The organism is Chryseobacterium paludis (assembly GCF_025403485.1).
In the GTDB taxonomy this organism is placed as follows: Bacteria; Bacteroidota; Bacteroidia; order Flavobacteriales; family Weeksellaceae; genus Chryseobacterium; species Chryseobacterium paludis.
Genome location: NZ_CP099966.1, coordinates 1,928,526 through 1,949,329, shown reverse-complemented (window position 1 = coordinate 1,949,329; position 20,804 = coordinate 1,928,526). Strand labels below are relative to the sequence as shown.

Sequence of the window (20,804 nt, the reverse complement as noted above, 5' to 3'; positions counted from 1 at the left end):
GTTCCTCCCAACCATGTGGGAGGAGGGACTGATCATGAAAAAACAAAATTATGGCAAAAAAAACAATAGCAGCCTTAAAAGAATATTTTAAAGTAGGAAAGAGACCAACAGAAAGCCAGTTTGGGGATTTGATCGATAGCTATGTGCATTTGGATGATGAGAGCATTCGAAATTTAAAAATATCTGAGTATAATGTTAAGCTTGAATTCCCTGAGAACTATCAAATTGGAGATTATATAGAATTTGTCGGATTTGAATCTGTAGCTGCTAATGCATCAGGGTTTTATGAAATATCTATTGCATATACCAGAGGAAATATTGCTTCAGCGGCTACTCATATTGCAGCAACTTCACATTATAATCAAAATATTTGGAGAGAGTGTGGGGCTGTAAATAAGAATAATTATGTTGATAGAAGTACAAATGTATGCTTTACCGTAGATGTTAATGGAGGGCTATCAAAATTTCGAATCAGAGCCCTGAAGACACTAGGTGTTTCAGAACAAAAAATGCAGTTAGTTGTTAAAGTCAGATCTATTAATAAAAATCAGGCATGGAATGTTTTAGACAACCGAGGAAATACTACTGAGAATGTAGACCGCCAACCCATGACAAATGAATGGGATTTATGGGTTGGAAATCTTTTTTCATCTGAAAGTGCTAAAATAGGATTGAAGGTTAACACAGATGGAAATGTAGGAATTGGAACAGGTAATCCAAGATCTAAACTAGATGTCTGGGGAAATATTTTGGTGGGCAATACTGATGGCACAACAGGAGTCAATGCGTTTTCTATCCGTTATGAAGATGGTTCCGTCAATAATTGGGGATCATTAAGAAGTAATGCGGAAACCTATATGAGTTATGGTGCAAAAGCAGATAATACAACAGCTTTTGGCTGGCTGTCAAGTAGTGGATCTTATCCTAGCTATAAGACCGCTGTAACTGCTGGTAACGATGGTATTCGATTTTTGTCTTCCAGTTATCAAAAGGTTGCCCAGGATTCTCCTGTTGCGATGTCAGAACTTATGAGAATAATCCCGAATGGAAATGTCGGAATCGGTACTGATAATCCACAGCAGAAACTAGATGTGCAGGGAGTTATAGCATCACAAGTTAGTAGTAATGAAGGAGGTGCTCTTCTCTTACAAAATCCAACCAAAACAGCATTTGGTACGGCTAATAAATGGGCAATCTACAATATGACAGGAGGTTATGGTAATGGATTGCAGTTCTGGAATTATTCTACAGATGGATCATCTGGACCAAGATTGTTTTTATCAGATGCAGGTAATATGGCTCTATATGGTAAAATTGAAGCAAAGGATGTAGTGATTACTGCGACACCTACTGCGGATCATGTCTTTGCATCCGATTATAATCTAAGGGAGATTGGTGATCTTGAAAAATTCATCTCCGAAAAAAGTCACCTCCCAGAAATTCCTTCTGCAAAAGAGATGATGGATAATGGACTTTCAGTAGGAGACTTCCAAATCAAACTACTGCAGAAAATAGAAGAATTAACATTATACATGATCTCAATTAAAAAGGAGATTGATGTTTTAAAAACAGATTAATCATGGCAAAAAAGACAATAACAGAATTAAAAGAATATTTTAAATCAGGGAAGAGACCTACAGAAGCACAATTTGGTGACGTAATGGATAGCTTTGCCAATTTGGAAGATTCACAACTGTTTCCTAAGAATTACATAAAAAAAAGACTAGATGTTGACTTTCCTAACGATGTATTTGATCAGGCTGTGGATATTCTTTTGGGAAACAGAGGAATGTCAGGGTCTCTTGAAATAGAAATTGTGGGAACATGGATGTACACGAATACGGTCGGAAATATCAAAAAACTGTTTCAGGTGGGATCTAATCCGGATAATGCAGTGTGGTATACGCCTACCTCAAGAATAGTGGAGGCGGGAGGTCCTATTATTAATCATATTTATATTGGAGATATAGTCTGGGATGCTAATATTAATCAATATAAAATAACTATTTATCACACTCATCATTCAGGGAATATATATGATATCAGAATTACTTATCATTGCCCTTTCGATACACAGGATTTTAGTGAGGTGAAACTTTCTAATATCTACACTAATACTCTTATAGGGCAGAGAACACATTATATCCATTATAATGATAATTTGGGAATAGGAACATCATTGCCTGAAACAAAGCTCCATGTGAAAGCTCCAGTTGGGCAGGGCGACAATAATTACATTTCAGGTTTATTTGATAGAAATGAAGCTGCAGGTGGAAGTAATAAGTTAACCATCAAATATCATTCAAGTGCTGATTTGGAAGTCAATTCTGGATATACCGGTTCAGGGTTCAGATATGGTACCTATAGTGATTTTAATATTGTAAATAATGGGTTGAGTGATACTTTTGGAGCAATTAATTTTGTTACCAATGCTGCTGTAAGACTATGTGTACATCCTAAGGGGAATATAGGAATAGGAACAATGAATCCTTATGGAAAAATGAATGTTGTTTCAGAATTGAGTGATCCGGATCAGGAAGGAACTTTAATACTAGGAGATGTATCTCAGGTAAATTTGAGATTCGGATGTAGTGGACAATATACTTGGATACAGAGTCATGCATCAACCCCACTTCATATTAATCCACTTGGAAATAATGTCATCCTAAATAGAGATGCTGGAAACGTAGGAATAGGAACAATGAATCCTGATCAGAAACTTACTGTAAAAGGAAAAATTCATGCTGAAGATGTTATTGTTGATATGAATGTTCCAGCAGATTATGTTTTTCAGAAGTATTATGATAATTATTCTCCAATCAGAACTGATTACCACATGCCTGATTTACAAGAATTGGAATCTTATATTAAAGAAAATAAACATCTGCCGGAAATTCCATCCGGTGAAACAATGATCAAAGATGGTGTTAAAATTGGGGACTTTCAGATGAAGCTACTTCAAAAAATTGAAGAACTTACGCTTTACATGATTTCTCAAAATAAAGAAATAGAACAATTAAAAACTCTAATCAATTAGTCATCATGGCAAAAAAAATAATTACACGATTAAAAGAATATTTTCAGGCTGGTAGAAGGCCTACAGAAGAGCAGTTTGGAGATCTTCTTGACAGCTATGTACATCTCGATAATCCTGAATTTGTAAGATCAGAAGATGTAGGAAGTACAAGAGAAGGAATTCTTAAGTTTTTTACTACCGAGTACAATACCGATAAGATTTTCCATGTGAAAATGCCTTATAGAACAAATACGGATAGTAAGATGTTTCACATCCGGGCATCCGGGTATAATTATCAGAATGGTGACATTATTGATGTAACCTGGGTAGGATATTGTTACCAGCCCTCCGGAGCATTGATGAACAATAAGACTTATGTGGCTGCAAGCACAGCTATTATAGCTGGTCAATATGTTGGTACAGATTCTCATATTTATCTTTGGTTTAAATTACCAAATATCTATTATTCAAGTTTCAAAGTAGACTCAATGCGAGTAGGTAACGGAACACTTTTAAAAGAAGGAGATTTGGAACTTATCGTAATCAATACTCCACAATTGTAATCTTGATTCTAATATAATGTATTAGAAATTCAAAAGATAATCCCTTTTAAACTTAAAGTTTAAAAGGGATTTGTTATTGTATAAGATTGATAAGGCTTTGAAAAACTGGTAAAAAGCAAGAGGTAGAAATTATCATAGGATATTTATTGTTGTTGTTAAACATGATATCTTTATTTTATTAAAAATTAGTTTAAAAAAAATAAAAATGGAAAGAACAGAAGTTGTTATCAATACGCACAATAGAGGAGAAGTTCAGTTATTTTCTGATGATCAAAAAGTGGGGAAAATGGATATTTCGGTGATTGGACAAAAATTAACTGTTTATCATACAGAAGTAAATCCTGAGCACGAAGGAAAAGGTTTTGCGAAAATACTACTGGAAAGACTTGTTTCTTATGCACGAGAAAATGATCTTAAAATAGTTCCTTTATGTCCTTATGTTTTTGCTCAGTTCAAACGTCATCCTGAGGAATATAATGATGTATGGTTGAAAGATTAAAAAGGAGAATGACCTGCAAAAAAAAATAAAAATAGTACATTTTTATTTTTTTTTGTATCAATTATTAAGGTGATTGTAAGTATATTAGATGTATAAAAAAAAGTGACTTTCATCTAAAAAAAAAACTTCCAATGTTCATACTCTATAGCTTCGCAGAAAAAAATGTTTGATTTTAATAAAACTTTTGGAGACCATGGACAGGAAGTTATTTGGCAATGGACCGTTCCTGTCTTTATTGTAGTTATTTTTATTGAAATGGGTTATAGCCATTTCAATAAAGAAAAGCTTTACGAAACCAAAGACGTCGCTACTAATGTCTTTTTTGCTCTGTTAAACTATGGGTTGGATATCATAATGAAAGGCTTTTCAATGTTTGTTATGCTATTCTTTTATGAGCATCGGATTTTCGATTGGGAATTTGGAATATGGTACTGGATTGCAGTTTTTCTTGCCCAGGATTTTGCGTATTATGTTCATCATTATGTAGACCATCATTCCCGTGTCTTTTGGGCGGTACATATAACACATCATAACTCGGATTATTTTAATATTACTACAGGTTTTAGAAGTCCGGTATTTCAGCCTTTGTACAGGTATATGTTTTTTTCTCCCTTAGCATTTTTAGGATTCAATCCATGGCATGTGATGCTGGCTTATTCTTTAATCCAGATCTATGGTACGTTTATTCATACCCAGACGATTAAGAGTATGGGGTTTTTAGAATATATTTTGGTTACACCTTCTCATCATCGCGTTCACCATGCGTGTAATATCAAATATCTGGATCGTAATATGGGAATGGGGTTGATCATCTGGGATAAGATTTTTGGAACATTTGAAAAAGAAGATCCTGAAGTACCTGTTAAGTATGGAATATATCCGAAAATAAAATCTAAAGATCCCCGAACCGTCCTTTTTTATGAATGGAGAAGAATAGGAAAAGATATTACTCAGCCTGGAATTTCTTTTAAGAATCGTGTAAAATATCTCTTTTATCCACCGGGATGGAGACACGATGGTACAGGAAAAACGGTGAAACAATATCAAAAAGAATATCGGGAAAAACAAAAAGAATATATCATATTCTGATCACTTATGAATTGAGCTGTAAAAATCAGGATTTTCCCTTATAAAATTCCATAAAATATTTTCTATAGCTTATTCCAAGAGGTAATTCTATATCGTTAATAAATACAGCATGGTTGGCTACTGCTGTAATATGTGAAACATTAACGATATAGGATTTACTGATCCGCACAAATAAATTTTCTGGAATTTTAGAAAGTGCTGTCTTAAGATTCATCGCGGTAATAAGTTTTCCTGAACCAAGATTTATAATTACATAGTCTTTCATCCCTTCGATATAAAGAATATCACCAAAAAGAATTTTGTAATCCCGTCGGTCTGCCCGTATCAGGATACTATTTTCTCCGGAAGCTTTGTATTGCCCCTTTTCATAAGAGTCTGATAAAAAATAATTATACTCCAAAGCTTTATTTACAGCTTTAAAAAAACGTTCTTCACGGATTGGCTTTACCAGATAATCAATAGCATCTACTTCATAACTATCTAAAGCATACTTAATATGTGCTGTGGTAAAGATCACCAGAGTGTTTTTAGAAAGTGTTTTGGCAAATTCAACTCCATTAATACCAGGCATTTGTATATCTAAGAAAATGAGATTAACATCGTGAGCATCCAAAAATGATTTAGCTTCATCAGTATTTTTAAAGATACCTTTAAGGATGAGCTCAGGGACTTTATTAATGAATTTTGACATTCCCTGCCTTGCAATAGGTTCATCGTCGATAATTATACAGTTCATAGTTCTAAAATTAAATCTACAAAAAATGATGAAGGTTTATTGTCAATAATAAGTTGATGCTTACCAGGATAAAGTAGATCAAGTCTTTTTTTGATATTAGTAAGTCCTATTCCTCCTTTATATACAGTTGATTCATCAGATCTTTTAGAGTTCACACAGGTAAAATGCAAAATATTGTTTTCTAAATGAAAATGAACTTTTATAAACGCCTTTTGATAACTGTTGTTGTGTTTTACAGCATTTTCTATAAAAGGAATAAAAAGTAATGGGGGAATTAAAATATCATGTTTTTCTCCGGTTACCAAAATTTCATACTCAAAGTCATCCCTTCGCGAAGATTCTATAAAAAGGAAGTTTTCAAAAAAGTGGATATCCGAACTTAGGATAATAGATTCTTCGGAACAGTCATAAATCTGATACCGAAGTAACTCAGAAAGATTTAAAATTAATGATGAGGCCAGCTTTGGATCATCTTCAATTAAGATATTGGCGTTATTTAGGGTATTAAATAAGAAGTGGGGAGAAATCTGATTCTTTAGAAGAGCCAGTTCATTTTGAAAATTAATTTCCCGCATTTTATAAAAATTCTCCCGGGTCCTCAGCCAATTTTGAAAGAGTTTTATGGCTGTAGTAGAGGCAAGTATAATATTAAAAGAAAGAGTAAAATGAAGAAGACTCACAAAAGAGAAGGTTGTTTTCCCATTCTTTGTAATCCTATATTCATAAAATACCTGATCAAAAATCATCACTAAAGTGAAAGTAAAAACAGCCAGTGCAATGAGACTGAGAATGTATAGGAATATTTTACTTTTGGTTAATAGTTTTGGGATCAGAACATAGACATTCAGGTAAATTAAAATTAAAAGATAAAGAACAAAGGCTATATTTAAATAGATATCCAAGGATCCAATATATTCTTTCTCTTTTGAAGTAAGGAATAGAAGTCCAAAAAGAAGAAGCAAAGCTATGCGCCTATGCCAGCGATATTTTAAGGAGACAATGAAGTCATACCAAAATGCCTGTTTACCAATCTCACTGTGAGTGAAGCTGTCATTTTTATCTTGTAAAAGATCCATAAAAAACTTCTTAACCAAAACTACAAAATTTAATTGACAATATTTAGATACAAATTGATCAGGTACATTATCCTTATGATAAAATGATTATGAATCTTTATTTGTCAAGGCTTACTTTCTTTTCAATAAACTCCGCTCATAACTTTTTCCGGAAAATCCAAAAAAAATCCCGAATTTTGCAGCCCTTTCAATAATCCCGAATATTCATGAAGCTTTGTATTGCCGAGAAACCCAGTGTTGCCAGAGATATTGCCAAAGTATTAGGTGCTACCACACCTAAACAAGGCTATATGGAAGGAAACGGCTATTGTGTAACATGGACATTCGGACATCTTTGTACCCTTAAGGAGCCCCATGATTATGGACCACAATTCAAATCCTGGAATCTGTTTTTATTACCCATTATCCCTAGTCAATTTGGGATAAAACTAATCCCCAATAAAGGGGTTGAAAATCAGTTTAAAGTAATAGAAAGGCTGGTTGAAGAATGTGATGAGGTGATTAACTGCGGTGATGCCGGGCAGGAAGGAGAATTAATCCAGCGTTGGGTATTACAGAAGGCTAAATGCAATAAGCCCATTCAACGTTTATGGATTTCGTCGCTTACCGAAGAAGCTATTAAAGAAGGTTTTGAAAAATTAAAACCTGCTGATGACTATAAGAATCTTTATTTAGCAGGAAATGCAAGAGCAATAGGGGATTGGTTATTGGGAATCAATGCAACCCGACTTTTTACCAAGAAATTTGGCAACAATAAAGTTGTTCTTTCCATAGGAAGAGTGCAGACACCAACTTTGGCAATGTTGGTTCAGCGTCAGAAAGAAATCGACAGTTTTAACACCGAAGAATACTGGGAACTAAAAACCAAATACCGTGATGTTATTTTCAATGCGGCGATCGATAGATTAAAAACGTTAGACCGTGCTGAAAAAGGTCTGGAGTATCTTAAAGTTAATCCTTTTGAGATCGTTTCTTTTGAGATTAAAGAAGGAAAAGAGAAGAATCCACGACTTTTCGATTTGACAGGACTTCAAGTGGAAGCCAATAAAAAATATGGGTATTCTGCAGATAGCACCCTAAAATATATTCAAAGTCTTTACGAGAAAAAACATGTGACGTATCCTCGTGTGGATACTACCTACTTATCGGAAAGCCTTTATCCGAAAATAGAAGGTATTCTTAAGAAAATGTATTTTTATCAGGAGCTTATTTCTCCATTATTAGAGCAGCCGATTCCAAAATCTAAAGCAGTTTTTGATGATGCAAAAGTGACCGATCACCATGCGATCATTCCAACTGAAGTTCCACCTTCACAAAATTTAAGCAGAGAGGAAAAATTAGTTTATGATCTTATTGCTAAACGCTTTATTTCTGTTTTTTATCCTGAATGTAAAATTTCAAACACTTTGGTAGAGGGAAAAGTGGGAACAATTCCTTTTAAAACAAGTGGAAGGCAGATTCTTGAACCTGGCTGGAGAGCCGTGTATGCTAAAGATGCAAAAGAAGAACCTACTGATAAAGAAAAAGATAAAGAGGAAGAGCAGACCATTCCTGAATTCACTGTTGGAGAAACAGGCCCCCACGATCCTATGATCCATCAGGGAAAGACTTCGCCGCCAAAACCTTATACGGAAGCAACGCTTCTAAGAGCTATGGAAACTGCCGGAAAACAAGTCGAAGATGAAGAACTTCGCGAATTGTTGAAAAATAATGGTATCGGAAGACCTTCAACACGAGCGAATATTATAGAAACTCTTTTCAAAAGAAAATATATTGAAAAGAAAAGAAAAAATCTGTATGCTACCCAAACGGGAATTCAATTGATTGATACTATCGAGGATGAGCTTCTTAAAAGCCCGGAGTTAACGGGAGAATGGGAATTAAAACTTCGTAAAATTGAAAGCGGGGAATATGAAGCCAATCAGTTTAAAGAAGAGTTGATTCAGATGGTTTCCGAATTGACAAAAAAAGTGGTCGACGGAAAAGGAAAGGTGATCACCTTACAGGAAGAAGAGGTAGTCGTGGAAAAAAAGAAAAGAGAGCCTGCTGTAAAAAAAGAACTTCAATCCTGGGAGGAAACAAAATGCCCGAAATGTAAAGAACATAATCTGTTTAAAGGAAATACAGCTGTGGGATGTTCTAATTTTAAGAACTGTGGGTTTAAAATACCATTTGAAATTTTTGGAAAAAAACTGTCTGAAAAACAACTTCTCGATCTTATTTTAAAAGGAAAAACTTCAAAATTAAAAGGTTTCAGCAGTCATCCTAATATCATAACAGAAGGCGTTCTTTCATTATCTGATGACTTCACGGTACAATTAAATTAACACACTACTACGATGCCTAGTCATTGCGAACCAAAGGTGAAGAAACCTCAAAATAAAATTTTTCGTTAAACGCCAGGACACAATTTTTTTATTGTGCGTATGTTTTTTAGGGCGCAAGGATTTTTATCTTTGATAAAAATGGATTGGACATTAACAAAAAATCTTTGATTTTTACAACTTGAGTGTATTTCTTATACAGCATATTAAATTTAAAATAACTTAGGTGTTTATAAGCTTTTATGCCTTTTGTGGTTGAAAAATACAATTAAAAGTTCAATCCTTTCCTTACCTTTGTCAGAATCATATTTCAATCCATGACACCAGAAAAAAGGCAACTTATAACAGATAGTTTCAACCGTTCCGAAACATTAAAATTCTATAAAGCAGAACTTCTTGAAGTGGAAACTGATTTTGTGTCCATTAAAATTCCGAAGATGGAAATGATGACCAGGAAAGCGGGAATGTTCAATGGAGCAATGATTGCTTCTTTAGTAGATGTCTCTTCTGGCTATGCTGCAGTGAGTAATTATAAAGAAGATTGCTACGTGGTAACAATAGAGCTTAAAGTTAATTATTTACGACCGGCGATGGGTGATGCATTGGTTTCAAAATCTTATGTAGTAAAAGGTGGAGGTAAGATAAGTGTTATAAGAACAGAAATCTATGCAATTGATGAGAGTGAGAATTCTGAAAGTCATGTAGCCACTTCATTGGTTACTATGATGAGACTTAAATAATCTGGAATCCTAGAAAGAATAAGCCTGAACAGAGAACCACAGGTAAGCATTATTTCCAACAGGATTAAACATGCCCCATATCCCATTCGTCCTCGAGGTTTTCTTTTTTGTAAACCGCATACTCTGTAGATATGAAAAAGGAATATTTATTTTGTGTGCTAAATTATAACACTCCTAATCATCCCCGGAACAAACGATTGTAATGAATACTGAACTGATCTATAGAGCCTTTATACTTTCTGGAAAATAAACTTTTGCTAATATAAGCGTGTAGGTGTTGATTTAAACAAATTGCCTAAGTATTCCTTAGGCAATTTCATCATTTTAAAAATTGATTAATCATAATGTTCATTAATATAATCGATACATTCCTGATAAGTTTCAATCTGTCTTTGAGACCGAATATAAGGACCATTAATTCCAGCGTTTTCAGCTAGCTTTTCCATTATTTTTATAAGAGTCCTGCCACGTAAATTAACTCTTGTTTCCTGAATAGAGCCATATTTTATATGTTCTTCGTGAATATGCCAAAGACTGGCTTCGCCTGCACTCACTCGTGTGCCTTTGGCAAGATTGGTTGGTTCTGGAGCTTCCATGATGTGAAATTTTAAATGATTGGGTTAATAATTTTTGTTGGTTCAGTGTTTTTAGTATTTCATTGAAGTAAAGTTCCAGATTTCAATCCTATAAAATAAAAGGGGAAATACCCATTTTTAAAAAATAGATGTTTTCCCTATATCATTGAAAACAGAAATATTAGAGCATATATTTTTTAATTTTAATTACAAAAGCTTTTATCAATAGTCCTGAGAGAACTATATGGAATGAGTTTTGATAAGTATTTAGGAACTATTAAAAATAATCATATGAACTTAATTATCCGATTACTGGTAACTGCAATCGTTGCGTTCCTTTTAACAAAAATTTTACCGGGAGTACATTTTGAAGGTTTTTCAACTGCGATTATTTTCGCCATTGTTTTAGGTCTTTTAAACCTGATCGTAAAACCAGTTTTAAGTCTTTTGGGACTTCCATTAACAATCATTACGTTAGGATTGTTTGCTTTGGTAATTAATGCATTAATCATCCTGCTTGCTGATTATTTCATAGACAGTATGGTAGTAGACGGTTTCTGGTGGGCACTTATTTTCAGTATTGCCCTTTCTCTTATTACCTCTCTGGCAAACTCTATGTTCTCAGATGGTGATTAAGCCATAGAATATAGCCATATCAGAATAAAATCCGTTAGTTTTTAACTGACGGATTTTTATTTTATTTTTTGATGAATTTTAAGAAAATGACATTTCCTTGCTGATCTTTTAATTTTATAAAATAATTTCCTGAGGTTAAATGACTGATAGAGATTTCGTTGGTAGAAATCTGATGTTTAGATATCACTTTTCCACTGGTATCTATAATTTCATAGTCTTTAAAATCTTTAATGCTGTTGATTTTTAAAACATCAAAAACCGGATTTGGGTAAACTTTTACCAGCGTAATATTCTTTTCTTTGGTTTCATCGGTATTTAAAAAGAGACACGAAGGAGGATTGCTAATTTCACCATTGGTAAAATCGTAATATATCGTACTTCCCACTGGAATTACATTGGTGCTGATACTGGTAGGGATATTTGAAAATGGAGTGCAATTATTGAAACTTACATTGGCATTTTCGAAATTTCTTATGAGCTTATACCAGCCTTCGCATCCTGTGTTGATCATTGGAAATCCAGGCCAGATATTATCAATAACAAAACCGTTAACTGAATTAGGATTTACCATATCGATCATTGCGCAACTTCCGTTTGTCCAACTTGAAGGAACTTTAAAATAAATATTTGCTGTCGGGATCACTCCAGTGTAATATTTTCTGGTGAATATAGCTGAAGTACTTCCTTGTCCGTTCACTAAAAATGCTTTAATTTCTTTATTCTGATCGATTGTAATCGACAAACTATTAACCCCGGAATTGGAGCTCAATGTAGGAGTAGTACCATCTGTAGTGTAGTAAATTGTTCCATTTCCATAAACTGTTACCTGATAGGTGTCGTTATAATGGGTACCTCCAGGAATCATATTTATTTGTGAGAAAAGAAAAAAAGATGAAAAGAATAACGTAATAAGTAAAATTTTTTTCATGATAATTAGTTTTTAATAGTTAAACGTAAAATTAATTAAATACAAATTATAACTACTTCTTTAATTTGAATTTTAAACACATTTACATACCTTTGGCAATCTTTGATTTAAACAGGAATTTATGAAACTTAAGTACAGTCTGCTGGCTTTAGCAGCCCCACTTTTAATGAATGCACAACAGTTAATGACACCTGAAATTCTTTGGACTTTGAAAAAAGTGGGAGTACAGGCCGTTTCACCGGATCAGTCTTCTCTTATTTACAAAGTAGGACAGGTAGATCTAAAAACAGAAAAAACGAAAAATGAGAACTATTTTCTTAATGTTCTTAATAATCAGTCTTCAAAAATAGACCTTGGTAAAAAATCACTTATTCAGTGGGATAAGAATGGGATCTACGCACAGGAAGGAGATAAAATCTTTCTTTCTAAAGACAATGGGAAAACCTGGACAGAATTTTATACGATCGGAGAAGCTGATAATATTGTAATTTCTCCTGATGGAAAGAGAATAGCTTTCAGCAAACAGGTTTTGGTTGAGAAAGTAATGGGGAAAGATAAATATAGTGATACCCCAAAAACCACGGCACAGGTTTATACAGATTTGAACCATAGACACTGGGACTACTACAATGAAGGGAAATATAACCATGTTTTTGTAGTCAATACTTCAGATAAAGTGGAATCATCAAAAGACTTATTGGAAGGAAAGACCTGGGATTCTCCGCAGAGACCTTTCGGGGGGACTGAAGATTTTATCTGGAGCCCGGATTCCTTACAGCTATTGTATGTTACTAAGCCAAAAAGTGGAAAAGAATATTCAACAAGTACCAATACAGATATCTTTGCCTATGATGTAGCTTCTGGTTCTACAAAGAACCTAACAGAGACAAATAAAGGTTATGATGTTAATCCAAAATTCAGTCCTGACGGGAAATCATTGGTTTGGCAAAGTATGGAAAGAGATGGATATGAAGCCGATAAAAATGATATAAAAATCATGGACTGGAAGTCCGGGAAAATAGAAAACCTTACAAAAGGTTGGGATGAAAGTGTTTCTGGAGATGTTTTCTGGGGTGGAGATTCCAAAACGATTTATTTTACTGCAGCGTTTAGAGGAACAAAACAGTTATTTTCTATAGATCCTAAAAATGCAAAAGTGCAACAGATCACAAAAGGTGATTTTGATGTGAATGAAATTTTTGCAGATACTAAAAATACACTTTTAGTAGGAAGAACTGATGTAAACCATGCTACAGATATATTCTCTGTAAACGTTAAAAACGGAGAAATGAAGCAGATCACAGAAGCTAATAAAGATACCTATGCAAAATTAGCTCAGGGAAAATCTGAATTGAAAATGGTAAAGACGACAGATGGAAAAGAAATGGGTGTATGGTTCCATTATCCACCAAACTTCGATCCTAATAAAAAATATCCAACACTAGTATATTGCCAGGGAGGACCTCAATCTGCATTGACACAATTTTTCAGTGTAAGATGGAACTTTGCCCTAATGACAGCAAATGGATATATTGTGGTTGCACCAAACAGGAGAGGAATGCCAGGATGGGGAACGAAATGGAATGAGGAGATTTCTAAAGATTGGGGTGGACAGCCAATGAGAGACTATTTGGCAGCTACAGATTATGCTAAATCTTTACCCTATGTAGATGGAGAAAGAGTTGCAGCTGTAGGAGCAAGTTATGGCGGATACAGTGTATTCATGCTGGCTGGAATTCATGATAACAGATTCAAAACATTTATTGCTCATGATGGATTGTTTGATATGAAATCTTGGTATCTAACAACAGAAGAGCTTTGGTTCGCTAATTGGGATCTGGGTTCTCCATGGGAAAAACCTATGCCAAAAGCATATACCGAATTCAACCCTAGTAACTTTGTTGAAAAATGGAATAAACCAATTATGATCTTCCAGGGTGGGATAGATTACCGTGTTCCCTATGAACAAGGACAGGAAGCTTTCCAGGCTGCAAAATTGAGAGGTCTTAAAACTAAATTAGTATATTTCCCTAACGAAAACCACTGGGTACTTCATCCACAAAACGGATTGGTATGGCAAAGAGAATTCTTTGATTGGTTGAAAGAGACTTTATAAAAAATAAAATATCAATAGAAACGGGCTTTAGCCCGTTTTTTTATTGTAAAGTATTCAACGGCTTTAGCCAAATTTTATATATTTGAACCATGCAAAACCGTATTTCCTCATTTCCTCCGCTTATTGATATTCAGTCTGAAATTCTAATTTTAGGTTCTATTCCCGGTGTGAAGTCTTTAGAAATGCAACAGTATTATGCCCACCCGCAAAATAAATTCTGGAAGATCATCTTTGAACTATTCGGTGAGGATTTTACAGAAGATTATACAAAAAGAATGGAGACGCTAAAGAAACATCACATTGCACTTTGGGATGTTATCGATTCCTGCGAAAGAAAAGGCAGCCTTGACTCCGAAATCAGAAATGAAGAAGCTAATCAGATTGCAGAGCTTCTGGAAGAATATCCTAATGTAAAAGTGATTTTTTGTAATGGCGGGAAATCGTATAAAAACCTGCAAAAAGCTTTAGGAAAAGATTATAAACTTCCCATTATCTTACTTCCTTCAACAAGTCCTCTGCATACCGTTTCATATGAGAAGAAACTGGAAGACTGGGTGAGAATCCTGGAGTTTTTAGAGTAGATTATTAGCTTCTCGCGAATCAAGCAGATAACGCTGATTTTGATTGTATTTTATCTTTCTCAAAGTATGCACAATATAGAAATCAAGTTTTTCATTAGCAAGGTAATTAGTATTTAAAAACTTCTCGATACGATTTTTTCAAAATCTACTCGAAGTGACGTTGTCCTATTCAACTTTTATGTACCTGCAATTTTATGTACCTGCAAATATTGATTTACCGTCAGTTCGAGTATTTTTCGTAATGAAATGAAGAAAAGTGTATGGAGAACCTTTCAAAAAAGAACAAAAATTTTAAAACAATTTAGTTTCTTGCAAATCAGTCAGATTATTGTGTAACTTAATCACACTTCAAATAAGTTCTTAATCCCTTCAACAGCTCCAACTGATTTTTCGTTCTGTCAAGATTATGCTCGGGATATTTTATGGAGTAATAGGTACTCCCGTTTAAATAATCCGTAAGGAAACGGAGTCCCTGGATATATATGGCAACCTGGGCTGCATAATCGAGATTTTCAAACTCTTCATAAGTCAGTTGATCCTTTAAATGAAATAAAAAGCCCTCCTTCACAGACTTAAAAATATTGGGATTAAAATTATCTTTTGCTGTTCCGTCATCTTCATTAGTAGTATTGGTATACGACTGAATCATAGTTCCAAAATCATACAGAATAGTAGAAATCATTATAGTATCTAAATCAATTACAGCCATTGGATCATGGTTCTGATCAAAAAGAATATTACTGATCTTCGCATCTGCATGAATGATCCTTTTGGGCAGTTGACCATTATTTTGCATTTGGATCCATTGATGAGGTAACTCCAATAATTGATTCATCAATGCTATTTCAGTTTTTGCACTTTCTTTTAAAGCAGAAGTTCCATCTTCTAATGAGATTTTATAATCTAAAATTCTCTTTTCAAAATTGAGGAAATCAGGTAAAGGATCCTCAATAACAGGAAGAGTTGTGGTATTATTGATCATACTAAGAAAATAACCTACAGCCTGAGCTGCTTTAAAGGCTGTTTCTGCAGAAGGGACAGTAAGAAAAGTAATGCTGTTGTCTATAAATCCAGTCATTCGCCACTGATGGCCATTTTCATCCGTTATTAAGAACTCTTTTGAAGAGGAGGAAACAGGTTCTGCAATGTAAAGTTGATAATCATTTTCCTGAAGGATTTTATTTATTTTAAGATGATTATTAATGATCCGTTCAGGATCTTTAAAAACTTCAGTGTTGATTTTCTGCAGAATGTATTTTTCCTGAGTCTGATTGTTTTCTACAAGATAGGTCGTATTGATCAATCCATTACTAATCGGACTGACCATACAATCTTCAGCGTCAATAAATTTTAAGATAATGCGATTAAGTTCCATAAATCTTGTGGATATTGATGGTTTTGAATTTCTGTTTCAAGATAATCTTTTAAAATACTTTTATCACCGGAATAAGTCATCCCTATCCATTGAGAAGGTGAAGTCTTGACCAATATTTTGATTCCTTTTTCATCCTTCATTTTCTGTACAGCAGCGGGTATATAAAATTCTTGGTTGGGCTGTGGATCAGACTTTATAAAATCATTAAAATAAACTTCCAGTAAATCAAAGATGATTGGATGAAAAACGAAATAATTCATAGACACCAAAGTCTCTGGATCTACTTCAATATTTTTCCCGTTGTCCGTATAGATAATGGTTTCATTCTCTTTTCGGATAGAAGTTTGTTCTTCCACTTTTATCAGGAAACTTTCAGTATCCATTGTACATATCCCACGGGCTACTGTACCGTTATCACTTAATGTTGTAGAAATGGGGTAGGCAATAAGTTCAAACTGTGAACTTGAAATCTTTTGATGATCAATCTCATTTGAAGCCAGCTGATAAATTTCCTTTCCGTAAAAATCATCTGCGTTGATCATAACGAAAGGTTCATGGATATATTCTTTAGCACAGAGAACAGCGTGTCCTGTTCCCCAGGGTTTCTCTCTGGATGAATGATCAAAGCTACCAGGTACATACTGGTTGATATCCTGATATACCCAATGCAATTCAAAATTGTTATTAGCAGAAATATTTTCCAGCCTTTCTATATAGCTTTCAGGAATAAAACGATTGATAACAATAACTATCTTATTAAAGCCAGCCGCTAATGCATCGTAAATAGAATATTCAAGAATAGGAGAGCTATTATCCAATATTCCATCGATTTGTTTAAGTCCTTTATACCGGCTGCCTAAGCCACCGGCTAATATGAGAAGTGTTTTTTTAGAATTCATCTGTCATTAACCTTTTGTAAAATCAAGGTATCAACAATCTATTCTCCTGTTTATAGATTGTTGAGGTTTTAAAAATATTAAAATCCCAACAGAAATGGGTAGTTTCTTTAACTTAAGAATTTATTTTAACAGATTATTGTCCATAATAGGCGTTAATTATCCTTTCTCTCATTTTGTTGAGGTATTTAATATCTTTGGTATTTGATAATATAATTAGGGTTAGATTTTTCTCTGGTAAATGTACCCAATTTGAACTGTGCCCATAACCTTCACCCTGGCGTTCTACAAATAAAGTATTGATATTACCAAATTTTTTAGGATAAACCCAAAAGCTAAAAGCAGTTTCACCAAGCTCTTTATAAGGGGTGAGCATAGTATCTACAGTAGCTTTTTTTAATAAAGTATGATTGAAGATGGCCTGATCAAAGATCAAAAGATCTTTTGGTGTAGAATACATGCCTCCTGCAGCATACAAATTATCTATATAGGTATTGGTAGGTGTATGGAGTGCAAATGCGTCAGAATCTGCACCTGTATAACCATCATCAATATTCTGAATGATATCATTATGATGCAGCAGACCAGTGTTGTTCATTTTTAAAGGAACTAATACCTGTTCTTTTAAAACTTCTTCATAGGATTTACCATAGATATTTTCAATAATTTTTCCAAGAAGGATATAATCTCCATTATTGTAGTTAAACTTTGTACCGGGTTTGTCAATAAGCTTTTCAGACAAAAAGGTAGTAATAAAGTCATCCAGATTCCAGATCGTATTATCATAAGCCTGATGGATCAATTCCGGGGAGCTTAGATCTTTATTGAATCTACCACTACTGTAAGTTAACAAATTTCTTATTGTTGCCTTCTTTGCCGCCTCACCTTTGTAGTCCGGTAAGTAAGTAGCAATAGGAACATCCAGATTGATTTTTCCTCTTTCATAAAGCTGCATGATCATTACTGCAGTAAATGATTTAGTTAAAGAAAAAATATGGAATTTAGTATCATCTGAGAAATTGATGTTATAGTGTCTGTTTGATAAGCCTTTATAAGTAAGCAACTCAGTTTTGCCATTTTGAGCTACTAAAACAGCTCCGTTAAAGTTATCATCTTTCACACTGGAATCAATCACTTTCTCAACATTTGAGATTTGTGAATGAGTGATATTTATTGCTAATAAAAGCAGGCTTGTTAGTATATTTCTCATAATACACAGGTTTTATTAAGGATAGTTGTTAAGAGTAAGTTATGGTTGTTTTTCTATAAGGATGTATAACAGAGAAGTGATGTCATCAATCTTTGTATAGATATTGAAAACCTATTGATCGATCCATGCTTTCCTCAAGGCAATCTGTTTTGAATCAGGGTTTACTAAAGTACCTATCTTTCCAGTGGTTTCATCATAGGTGAAACCTACTTTTGCAAGATATTCTTTCAAAGGAATAGGTTTTGTACCTTCTATAAAATCCTTGAAAAATGTACGTATTTCGGGGTAAGTCATTTTTGTGATTTCATCGAATAAATCATTGTCATTAAAATATTTATCTTCGCCATATTTTTTCATGAGCCGCTGCATAAGATCCTGAGTACCCATTTTTCCGCCAGAAAGTTCGCGTAGTTTTATATCTAAACATAATCCGAGTAGTGGTCCTTTTTGATAGAAATTCATATATTGATCTTGTCTTTCCATTGCATTTTTACTCAGTTCCGTAAAAGATAATGTATTATCAAACTCCTTCATACCCTGTATCTTTTCTTCCAGTTTTTTTTCAAAATCTGCCAGACTGATCATCTTTTGTTTGATAGGCATATGTATGGTTGCATATTCTGTCATACCTTCATAAAGCCATAAATGCTCTGACATGGTAGGATTTAAAAAATCATAGTGCTGGATTTCTCCCGAATGAATGTGGAGTGGTGTGATAATATGAAAAAACTCATGGGCAGCAACTCTATTTAAAGCATCCGGTAAAAAGTTCATATTTCCGGAACGATATAGGCAGACTGTAGACCTCGAGTGTTCAAGACCGTCGGCAATAGATCCCCTTTCTTTTGAAGTTTCAAAATAGATCAAAAAGGCATATTTGTCAACAGGTAGTTTTCCTCCTAAGTAAGCTTTTTGATTTTCTAAAATAGTCTTTATATGATCTGCTATTTTTTGGGAATAATGCCGCTCTTTATTGTTATAAAATGATACGAGCACCTCAGTAGTTCCTATTTTTAACCACGTGGTATCAGGAACGCAATAGAGCACAGGTGAGTCTACTAATTTCCGGTAATCCTTTGCCCAAACAATATCAGTACTATCATTTTTCTTTTTATAATCCAATGCGGAGGAAGCATAAAAATCTTTATTTTTGTTAATACTGATTTCATAAGGAGCATCTTTCATTTCTTCAAAGTAGCCTACTAAAGAATTATAGTTGATGACAAAAACACTATCCTTTTTAAAAGTACTGCCCGCAGATTTTGCTCCGTCAGTATTTTGTTGTAAAGAATCCCAACCATCTGTAACCAGGTATGATATTTTTTTCACATGTTTCAGGTCATTCACCATCCAGCTGTTTTTATCTAAACGTTCTGTTCGTATTTTCTTTCCATTTTTGTCAGTCGCAATAACATCGGAAACATATTGCCCAAAATTCATAGCCTGATAAAATCCGGGAACAAGTTTGGGTATAATAAATTTCCCTTTTTCCAGATTGTTTTTAGGTGGAGTAAAAGAAACCATAACTTCATCATTTTTCATATGAAGCAGATCTATATTATATTCATAGTTTTTCTTTGATGATTGGGCAATAATAACGATAGGAAAAAGAATCAACAAAAAAAATATTTTTAGAAGATTACCCATTTTGTTTTTGTTTTAATGTTTAACAAAAATAAGGAGTTTAACTACACGAAATGTTTATATTAAATGTATTATTTTTCTACAGTATATACTTCTTCATAAGGTTGAATAAGAACCCAGCCATTTCCAGAGAATTTCATTTGAAACTCCTCACCGCTACCTCTTCCCATCAGGCTTTTAAATGAAACATTGGTTTTCAGTTCAGGAGTTAGATTTCCAGACCACGCAACAGTTGCGTTAGGATCTGTAAAAACAGGGCTGTCTGGAGTTACCATAAGTGTTAACGGTTCACCATGAGTGGTAATAGCGATATGTCCCGTTCCCGATAATTTAACCTGGAATAATCCACCTGCCATCATTCCTGCGATACTCTTTAGCATGGTAATATCACTTTTTATACTTTGATCATGTGCTAAAACATCATTGCCATTTACACATAAAGATTCATTGTTTAAATGAAGGATGCGAACTTTTTTCCCTGAATCTGCCACATAAAGCTTTCCAGTACCCTCCGCTTTCATTAATTTGGTTCCTTCACCACTGATTGCTTTTTTTAAGAGATTTCCTAATCCTCCAGACATCATACCTTGTCTTTCAAAATTAATATTTCCTATATATCCAACCATGCTTCCTCTTTTGGTCCAAACCGATTGGTTATTAAGATTGATCTCTAAAAGCTGAGGTTTTTCAAGTTCAAAATAATCCCTTTCCTGTGGGTTTTCCTTAGTTTCATTAACGAATGCTTCTAATGAATATTTGCTCATAATTAATAATTTTTAGATGGCCAAATTACAGTTTTT

Annotated in this window: 19 protein-coding genes; 10 read left to right on the top strand and 9 right to left on the bottom strand. The window is 34.0% G+C overall.

Annotated elements, in window-relative coordinates; translation table 11 throughout:
* Positions 1-50: 50 nt before the first annotated feature.
* The 5 genes from NG806_RS08595 to NG806_RS08575 all read left to right on the top strand — a co-directional run bounded on the left by NG806_RS08595 (position 51) and on the right by NG806_RS08575 (position 5,167).
* A complete protein-coding gene (locus NG806_RS08595) occupies positions 51-1,577 on the top strand; it encodes a hypothetical protein (RefSeq protein WP_214831658.1) in 1,527 nt (508 codons plus the stop codon).
* Positions 1,578-1,579: 2 nt separating this feature from the next.
* Positions 1,580-3,037: a hypothetical protein gene (locus NG806_RS08590; RefSeq protein ID WP_261512700.1), complete on the top strand. Its 1,458-nt coding sequence runs from the start codon at positions 1,580-1,582 to the stop codon at positions 3,035-3,037.
* Positions 3,038-3,042: 5 nt separating this feature from the next.
* Positions 3,043-3,579, top strand: coding sequence for a hypothetical protein (locus tag NG806_RS08585; RefSeq protein WP_214831656.1), 537 nt, complete (start codon positions 3,043-3,045; stop codon positions 3,577-3,579).
* Positions 3,580-3,784: 205 nt separating this feature from the next.
* Positions 3,785-4,078, top strand: coding sequence for a GNAT family N-acetyltransferase (locus NG806_RS08580; protein ID WP_261512699.1), 294 nt, complete (start codon positions 3,785-3,787; stop codon positions 4,076-4,078).
* A gap of 162 nt (positions 4,079-4,240) precedes the next feature.
* Positions 4,241-5,167: a sterol desaturase family protein gene (locus NG806_RS08575; protein WP_214831654.1), complete on the top strand. Its 927-nt coding sequence runs from the start codon at positions 4,241-4,243 to the stop codon at positions 5,165-5,167.
* Between the two features lie 25 nt (positions 5,168-5,192).
* Here the strand turns inward: NG806_RS08575 and NG806_RS08570 are convergent, their stop codons facing one another.
* Together NG806_RS08570 and NG806_RS08565 are read right to left on the bottom strand one after the other, a co-directional pair.
* Positions 5,193-5,903, bottom strand: a complete 711-nt coding sequence (locus tag NG806_RS08570; RefSeq protein WP_261512698.1) for a LytR/AlgR family response regulator transcription factor — start codon at positions 5,901-5,903, stop codon at positions 5,193-5,195.
* A complete protein-coding gene (locus tag NG806_RS08565; RefSeq protein WP_214831652.1) occupies positions 5,900-6,979 on the bottom strand; it encodes a sensor histidine kinase in 1,080 nt (359 codons plus the stop codon). The genes NG806_RS08570 and NG806_RS08565 overlap by 4 nt, the downstream gene beginning before the upstream one ends.
* Before the next feature lie 206 nt (positions 6,980-7,185).
* Between NG806_RS08565 and NG806_RS08560 the strand changes: the two genes are divergently transcribed.
* Together NG806_RS08560 and NG806_RS08555 are read left to right on the top strand one after the other, a co-directional pair.
* The gene (locus NG806_RS08560; protein WP_261512697.1) at positions 7,186-9,306 is read left to right on the top strand and encodes a type IA DNA topoisomerase; all 2,121 of its coding nucleotides are present in this window, start codon (positions 7,186-7,188) and stop codon (positions 9,304-9,306) included.
* Between the two features lie 314 nt (positions 9,307-9,620).
* Positions 9,621-10,043 carry a PaaI family thioesterase gene (locus NG806_RS08555; RefSeq protein ID WP_214831650.1) on the top strand — a complete coding sequence of 141 codons (423 nt, stop codon included), beginning with the start codon at positions 9,621-9,623 and terminating at the stop codon, positions 10,041-10,043.
* A gap of 335 nt (positions 10,044-10,378) precedes the next feature.
* Here the strand turns inward: NG806_RS08555 and NG806_RS08550 are convergent, their stop codons facing one another.
* Positions 10,379-10,639, bottom strand: coding sequence for a hypothetical protein (locus NG806_RS08550; RefSeq protein WP_214831649.1), 261 nt, complete (start codon positions 10,637-10,639; stop codon positions 10,379-10,381).
* A 270-nt stretch (positions 10,640-10,909) separates the two neighbouring features.
* On the opposite strand from NG806_RS08550, the gene NG806_RS08545 reads away from it, so the two are divergent.
* Positions 10,910-11,254 carry a phage holin family protein gene (locus tag NG806_RS08545; protein ID WP_214831648.1) on the top strand — a complete coding sequence of 115 codons (345 nt, stop codon included), beginning with the start codon at positions 10,910-10,912 and terminating at the stop codon, positions 11,252-11,254.
* Positions 11,255-11,315: 61 nt separating this feature from the next.
* Here the strand turns inward: NG806_RS08545 and NG806_RS08540 are convergent, their stop codons facing one another.
* The gene (locus NG806_RS08540) at positions 11,316-12,182 is read right to left on the bottom strand and encodes a T9SS type A sorting domain-containing protein (protein ID WP_214831647.1); all 867 of its coding nucleotides are present in this window, start codon (positions 12,180-12,182) and stop codon (positions 11,316-11,318) included.
* Positions 12,183-12,303: 121 nt separating this feature from the next.
* Between NG806_RS08540 and NG806_RS08535 the strand changes: the two genes are divergently transcribed.
* Both NG806_RS08535 and NG806_RS08530 read left to right on the top strand, forming a co-directional pair.
* Positions 12,304-14,298 carry a S9 family peptidase gene (locus tag NG806_RS08535; protein WP_261512694.1) on the top strand — a complete coding sequence of 665 codons (1,995 nt, stop codon included), beginning with the start codon at positions 12,304-12,306 and terminating at the stop codon, positions 14,296-14,298.
* 89 nt (positions 14,299-14,387) lie between these two features.
* Positions 14,388-14,879, top strand: coding sequence for a DNA-deoxyinosine glycosylase (locus NG806_RS08530; protein ID WP_261512693.1), 492 nt, complete (start codon positions 14,388-14,390; stop codon positions 14,877-14,879).
* A 337-nt stretch (positions 14,880-15,216) separates the two neighbouring features.
* Here NG806_RS08530 and NG806_RS08525 read toward each other — a convergent pair whose 3' ends face one another.
* The 5 genes from NG806_RS08525 to NG806_RS08505 all read right to left on the bottom strand — a co-directional run bounded on the left by NG806_RS08525 (position 15,217) and on the right by NG806_RS08505 (position 20,768).
* Positions 15,217-16,254 carry a phosphotransferase enzyme family protein gene (locus NG806_RS08525; RefSeq protein WP_261512692.1) on the bottom strand — a complete coding sequence of 346 codons (1,038 nt, stop codon included), beginning with the start codon at positions 16,252-16,254 and terminating at the stop codon, positions 15,217-15,219.
* On the bottom strand, positions 16,230-17,153 hold the full coding sequence (locus NG806_RS08520) for a nucleotidyltransferase family protein (RefSeq protein ID WP_261512691.1): 924 nt from the start codon (positions 17,151-17,153) through the stop codon (positions 16,230-16,232). The genes NG806_RS08525 and NG806_RS08520 overlap by 25 nt, the downstream gene beginning before the upstream one ends.
* Positions 17,154-17,286: 133 nt before the next feature.
* Positions 17,287-18,360, bottom strand: a complete 1,074-nt coding sequence (locus tag NG806_RS08515; protein WP_214831642.1) for a serine hydrolase domain-containing protein — start codon at positions 18,358-18,360, stop codon at positions 17,287-17,289.
* A gap of 111 nt (positions 18,361-18,471) precedes the next feature.
* Positions 18,472-20,007, bottom strand: a complete 1,536-nt coding sequence (locus NG806_RS08510) for a M61 family metallopeptidase (protein ID WP_261512690.1) — start codon at positions 20,005-20,007, stop codon at positions 18,472-18,474.
* A gap of 68 nt (positions 20,008-20,075) precedes the next feature.
* Complete coding sequence (locus NG806_RS08505) at positions 20,076-20,768, bottom strand: AIM24 family protein (RefSeq protein WP_214831640.1); 693 nt, start codon at positions 20,766-20,768, stop codon at positions 20,076-20,078.
* Between the last annotated feature and the right edge of the window lie 36 nt (positions 20,769-20,804).

Coding starts and splice junctions, on each gene's coding strand:
- NG806_RS08545 (WP_214831648.1), top strand. CDS start 10,910: ATGAACTTAATTATCCGATTACTGGTAACTGCAATCGTTGCGTTCCTT.
- NG806_RS08555 (WP_214831650.1), top strand. CDS start 9,621: ATGACACCAGAAAAAAGGCAACTTATAACAGATAGTTTCAACCGTTCC.
- NG806_RS08595 (WP_214831658.1), top strand. CDS start 51: ATGGCAAAAAAAACAATAGCAGCCTTAAAAGAATATTTTAAAGTAGGA.
- NG806_RS08585 (WP_214831656.1), top strand. CDS start 3,043: ATGGCAAAAAAAATAATTACACGATTAAAAGAATATTTTCAGGCTGGT.
- NG806_RS08550 (WP_214831649.1), bottom strand. CDS start 10,639: ATGGAAGCTCCAGAACCAACCAATCTTGCCAAAGGCACACGAGTGAGT.
- NG806_RS08565 (WP_214831652.1), bottom strand. CDS start 6,979: ATGGATCTTTTACAAGATAAAAATGACAGCTTCACTCACAGTGAGATT.
- NG806_RS08510 (WP_261512690.1), bottom strand. CDS start 20,007: ATGGGTAATCTTCTAAAAATATTTTTTTTGTTGATTCTTTTTCCTATC.
- NG806_RS08560 (WP_261512697.1), top strand. CDS start 7,186: ATGAAGCTTTGTATTGCCGAGAAACCCAGTGTTGCCAGAGATATTGCC.
- NG806_RS08505 (WP_214831640.1), bottom strand. CDS start 20,768: ATGAGCAAATATTCATTAGAAGCATTCGTTAATGAAACTAAGGAAAAC.
- NG806_RS08580 (WP_261512699.1), top strand. CDS start 3,785: ATGGAAAGAACAGAAGTTGTTATCAATACGCACAATAGAGGAGAAGTT.
- NG806_RS08590 (WP_261512700.1), top strand. CDS start 1,580: ATGGCAAAAAAGACAATAACAGAATTAAAAGAATATTTTAAATCAGGG.
- NG806_RS08575 (WP_214831654.1), top strand. CDS start 4,241: ATGTTTGATTTTAATAAAACTTTTGGAGACCATGGACAGGAAGTTATT.
- NG806_RS08525 (WP_261512692.1), bottom strand. CDS start 16,254: ATGGAACTTAATCGCATTATCTTAAAATTTATTGACGCTGAAGATTGT.
- NG806_RS08535 (WP_261512694.1), top strand. CDS start 12,304: ATGAAACTTAAGTACAGTCTGCTGGCTTTAGCAGCCCCACTTTTAATG.
- NG806_RS08570 (WP_261512698.1), bottom strand. CDS start 5,903: ATGAACTGTATAATTATCGACGATGAACCTATTGCAAGGCAGGGAATG.
- NG806_RS08520 (WP_261512691.1), bottom strand. CDS start 17,153: ATGAATTCTAAAAAAACACTTCTCATATTAGCCGGTGGCTTAGGCAGC.
- NG806_RS08530 (WP_261512693.1), top strand. CDS start 14,388: ATGCAAAACCGTATTTCCTCATTTCCTCCGCTTATTGATATTCAGTCT.
- NG806_RS08515 (WP_214831642.1), bottom strand. CDS start 18,360: ATGAGAAATATACTAACAAGCCTGCTTTTATTAGCAATAAATATCACT.
- NG806_RS08540 (WP_214831647.1), bottom strand. CDS start 12,182: ATGAAAAAAATTTTACTTATTACGTTATTCTTTTCATCTTTTTTTCTT.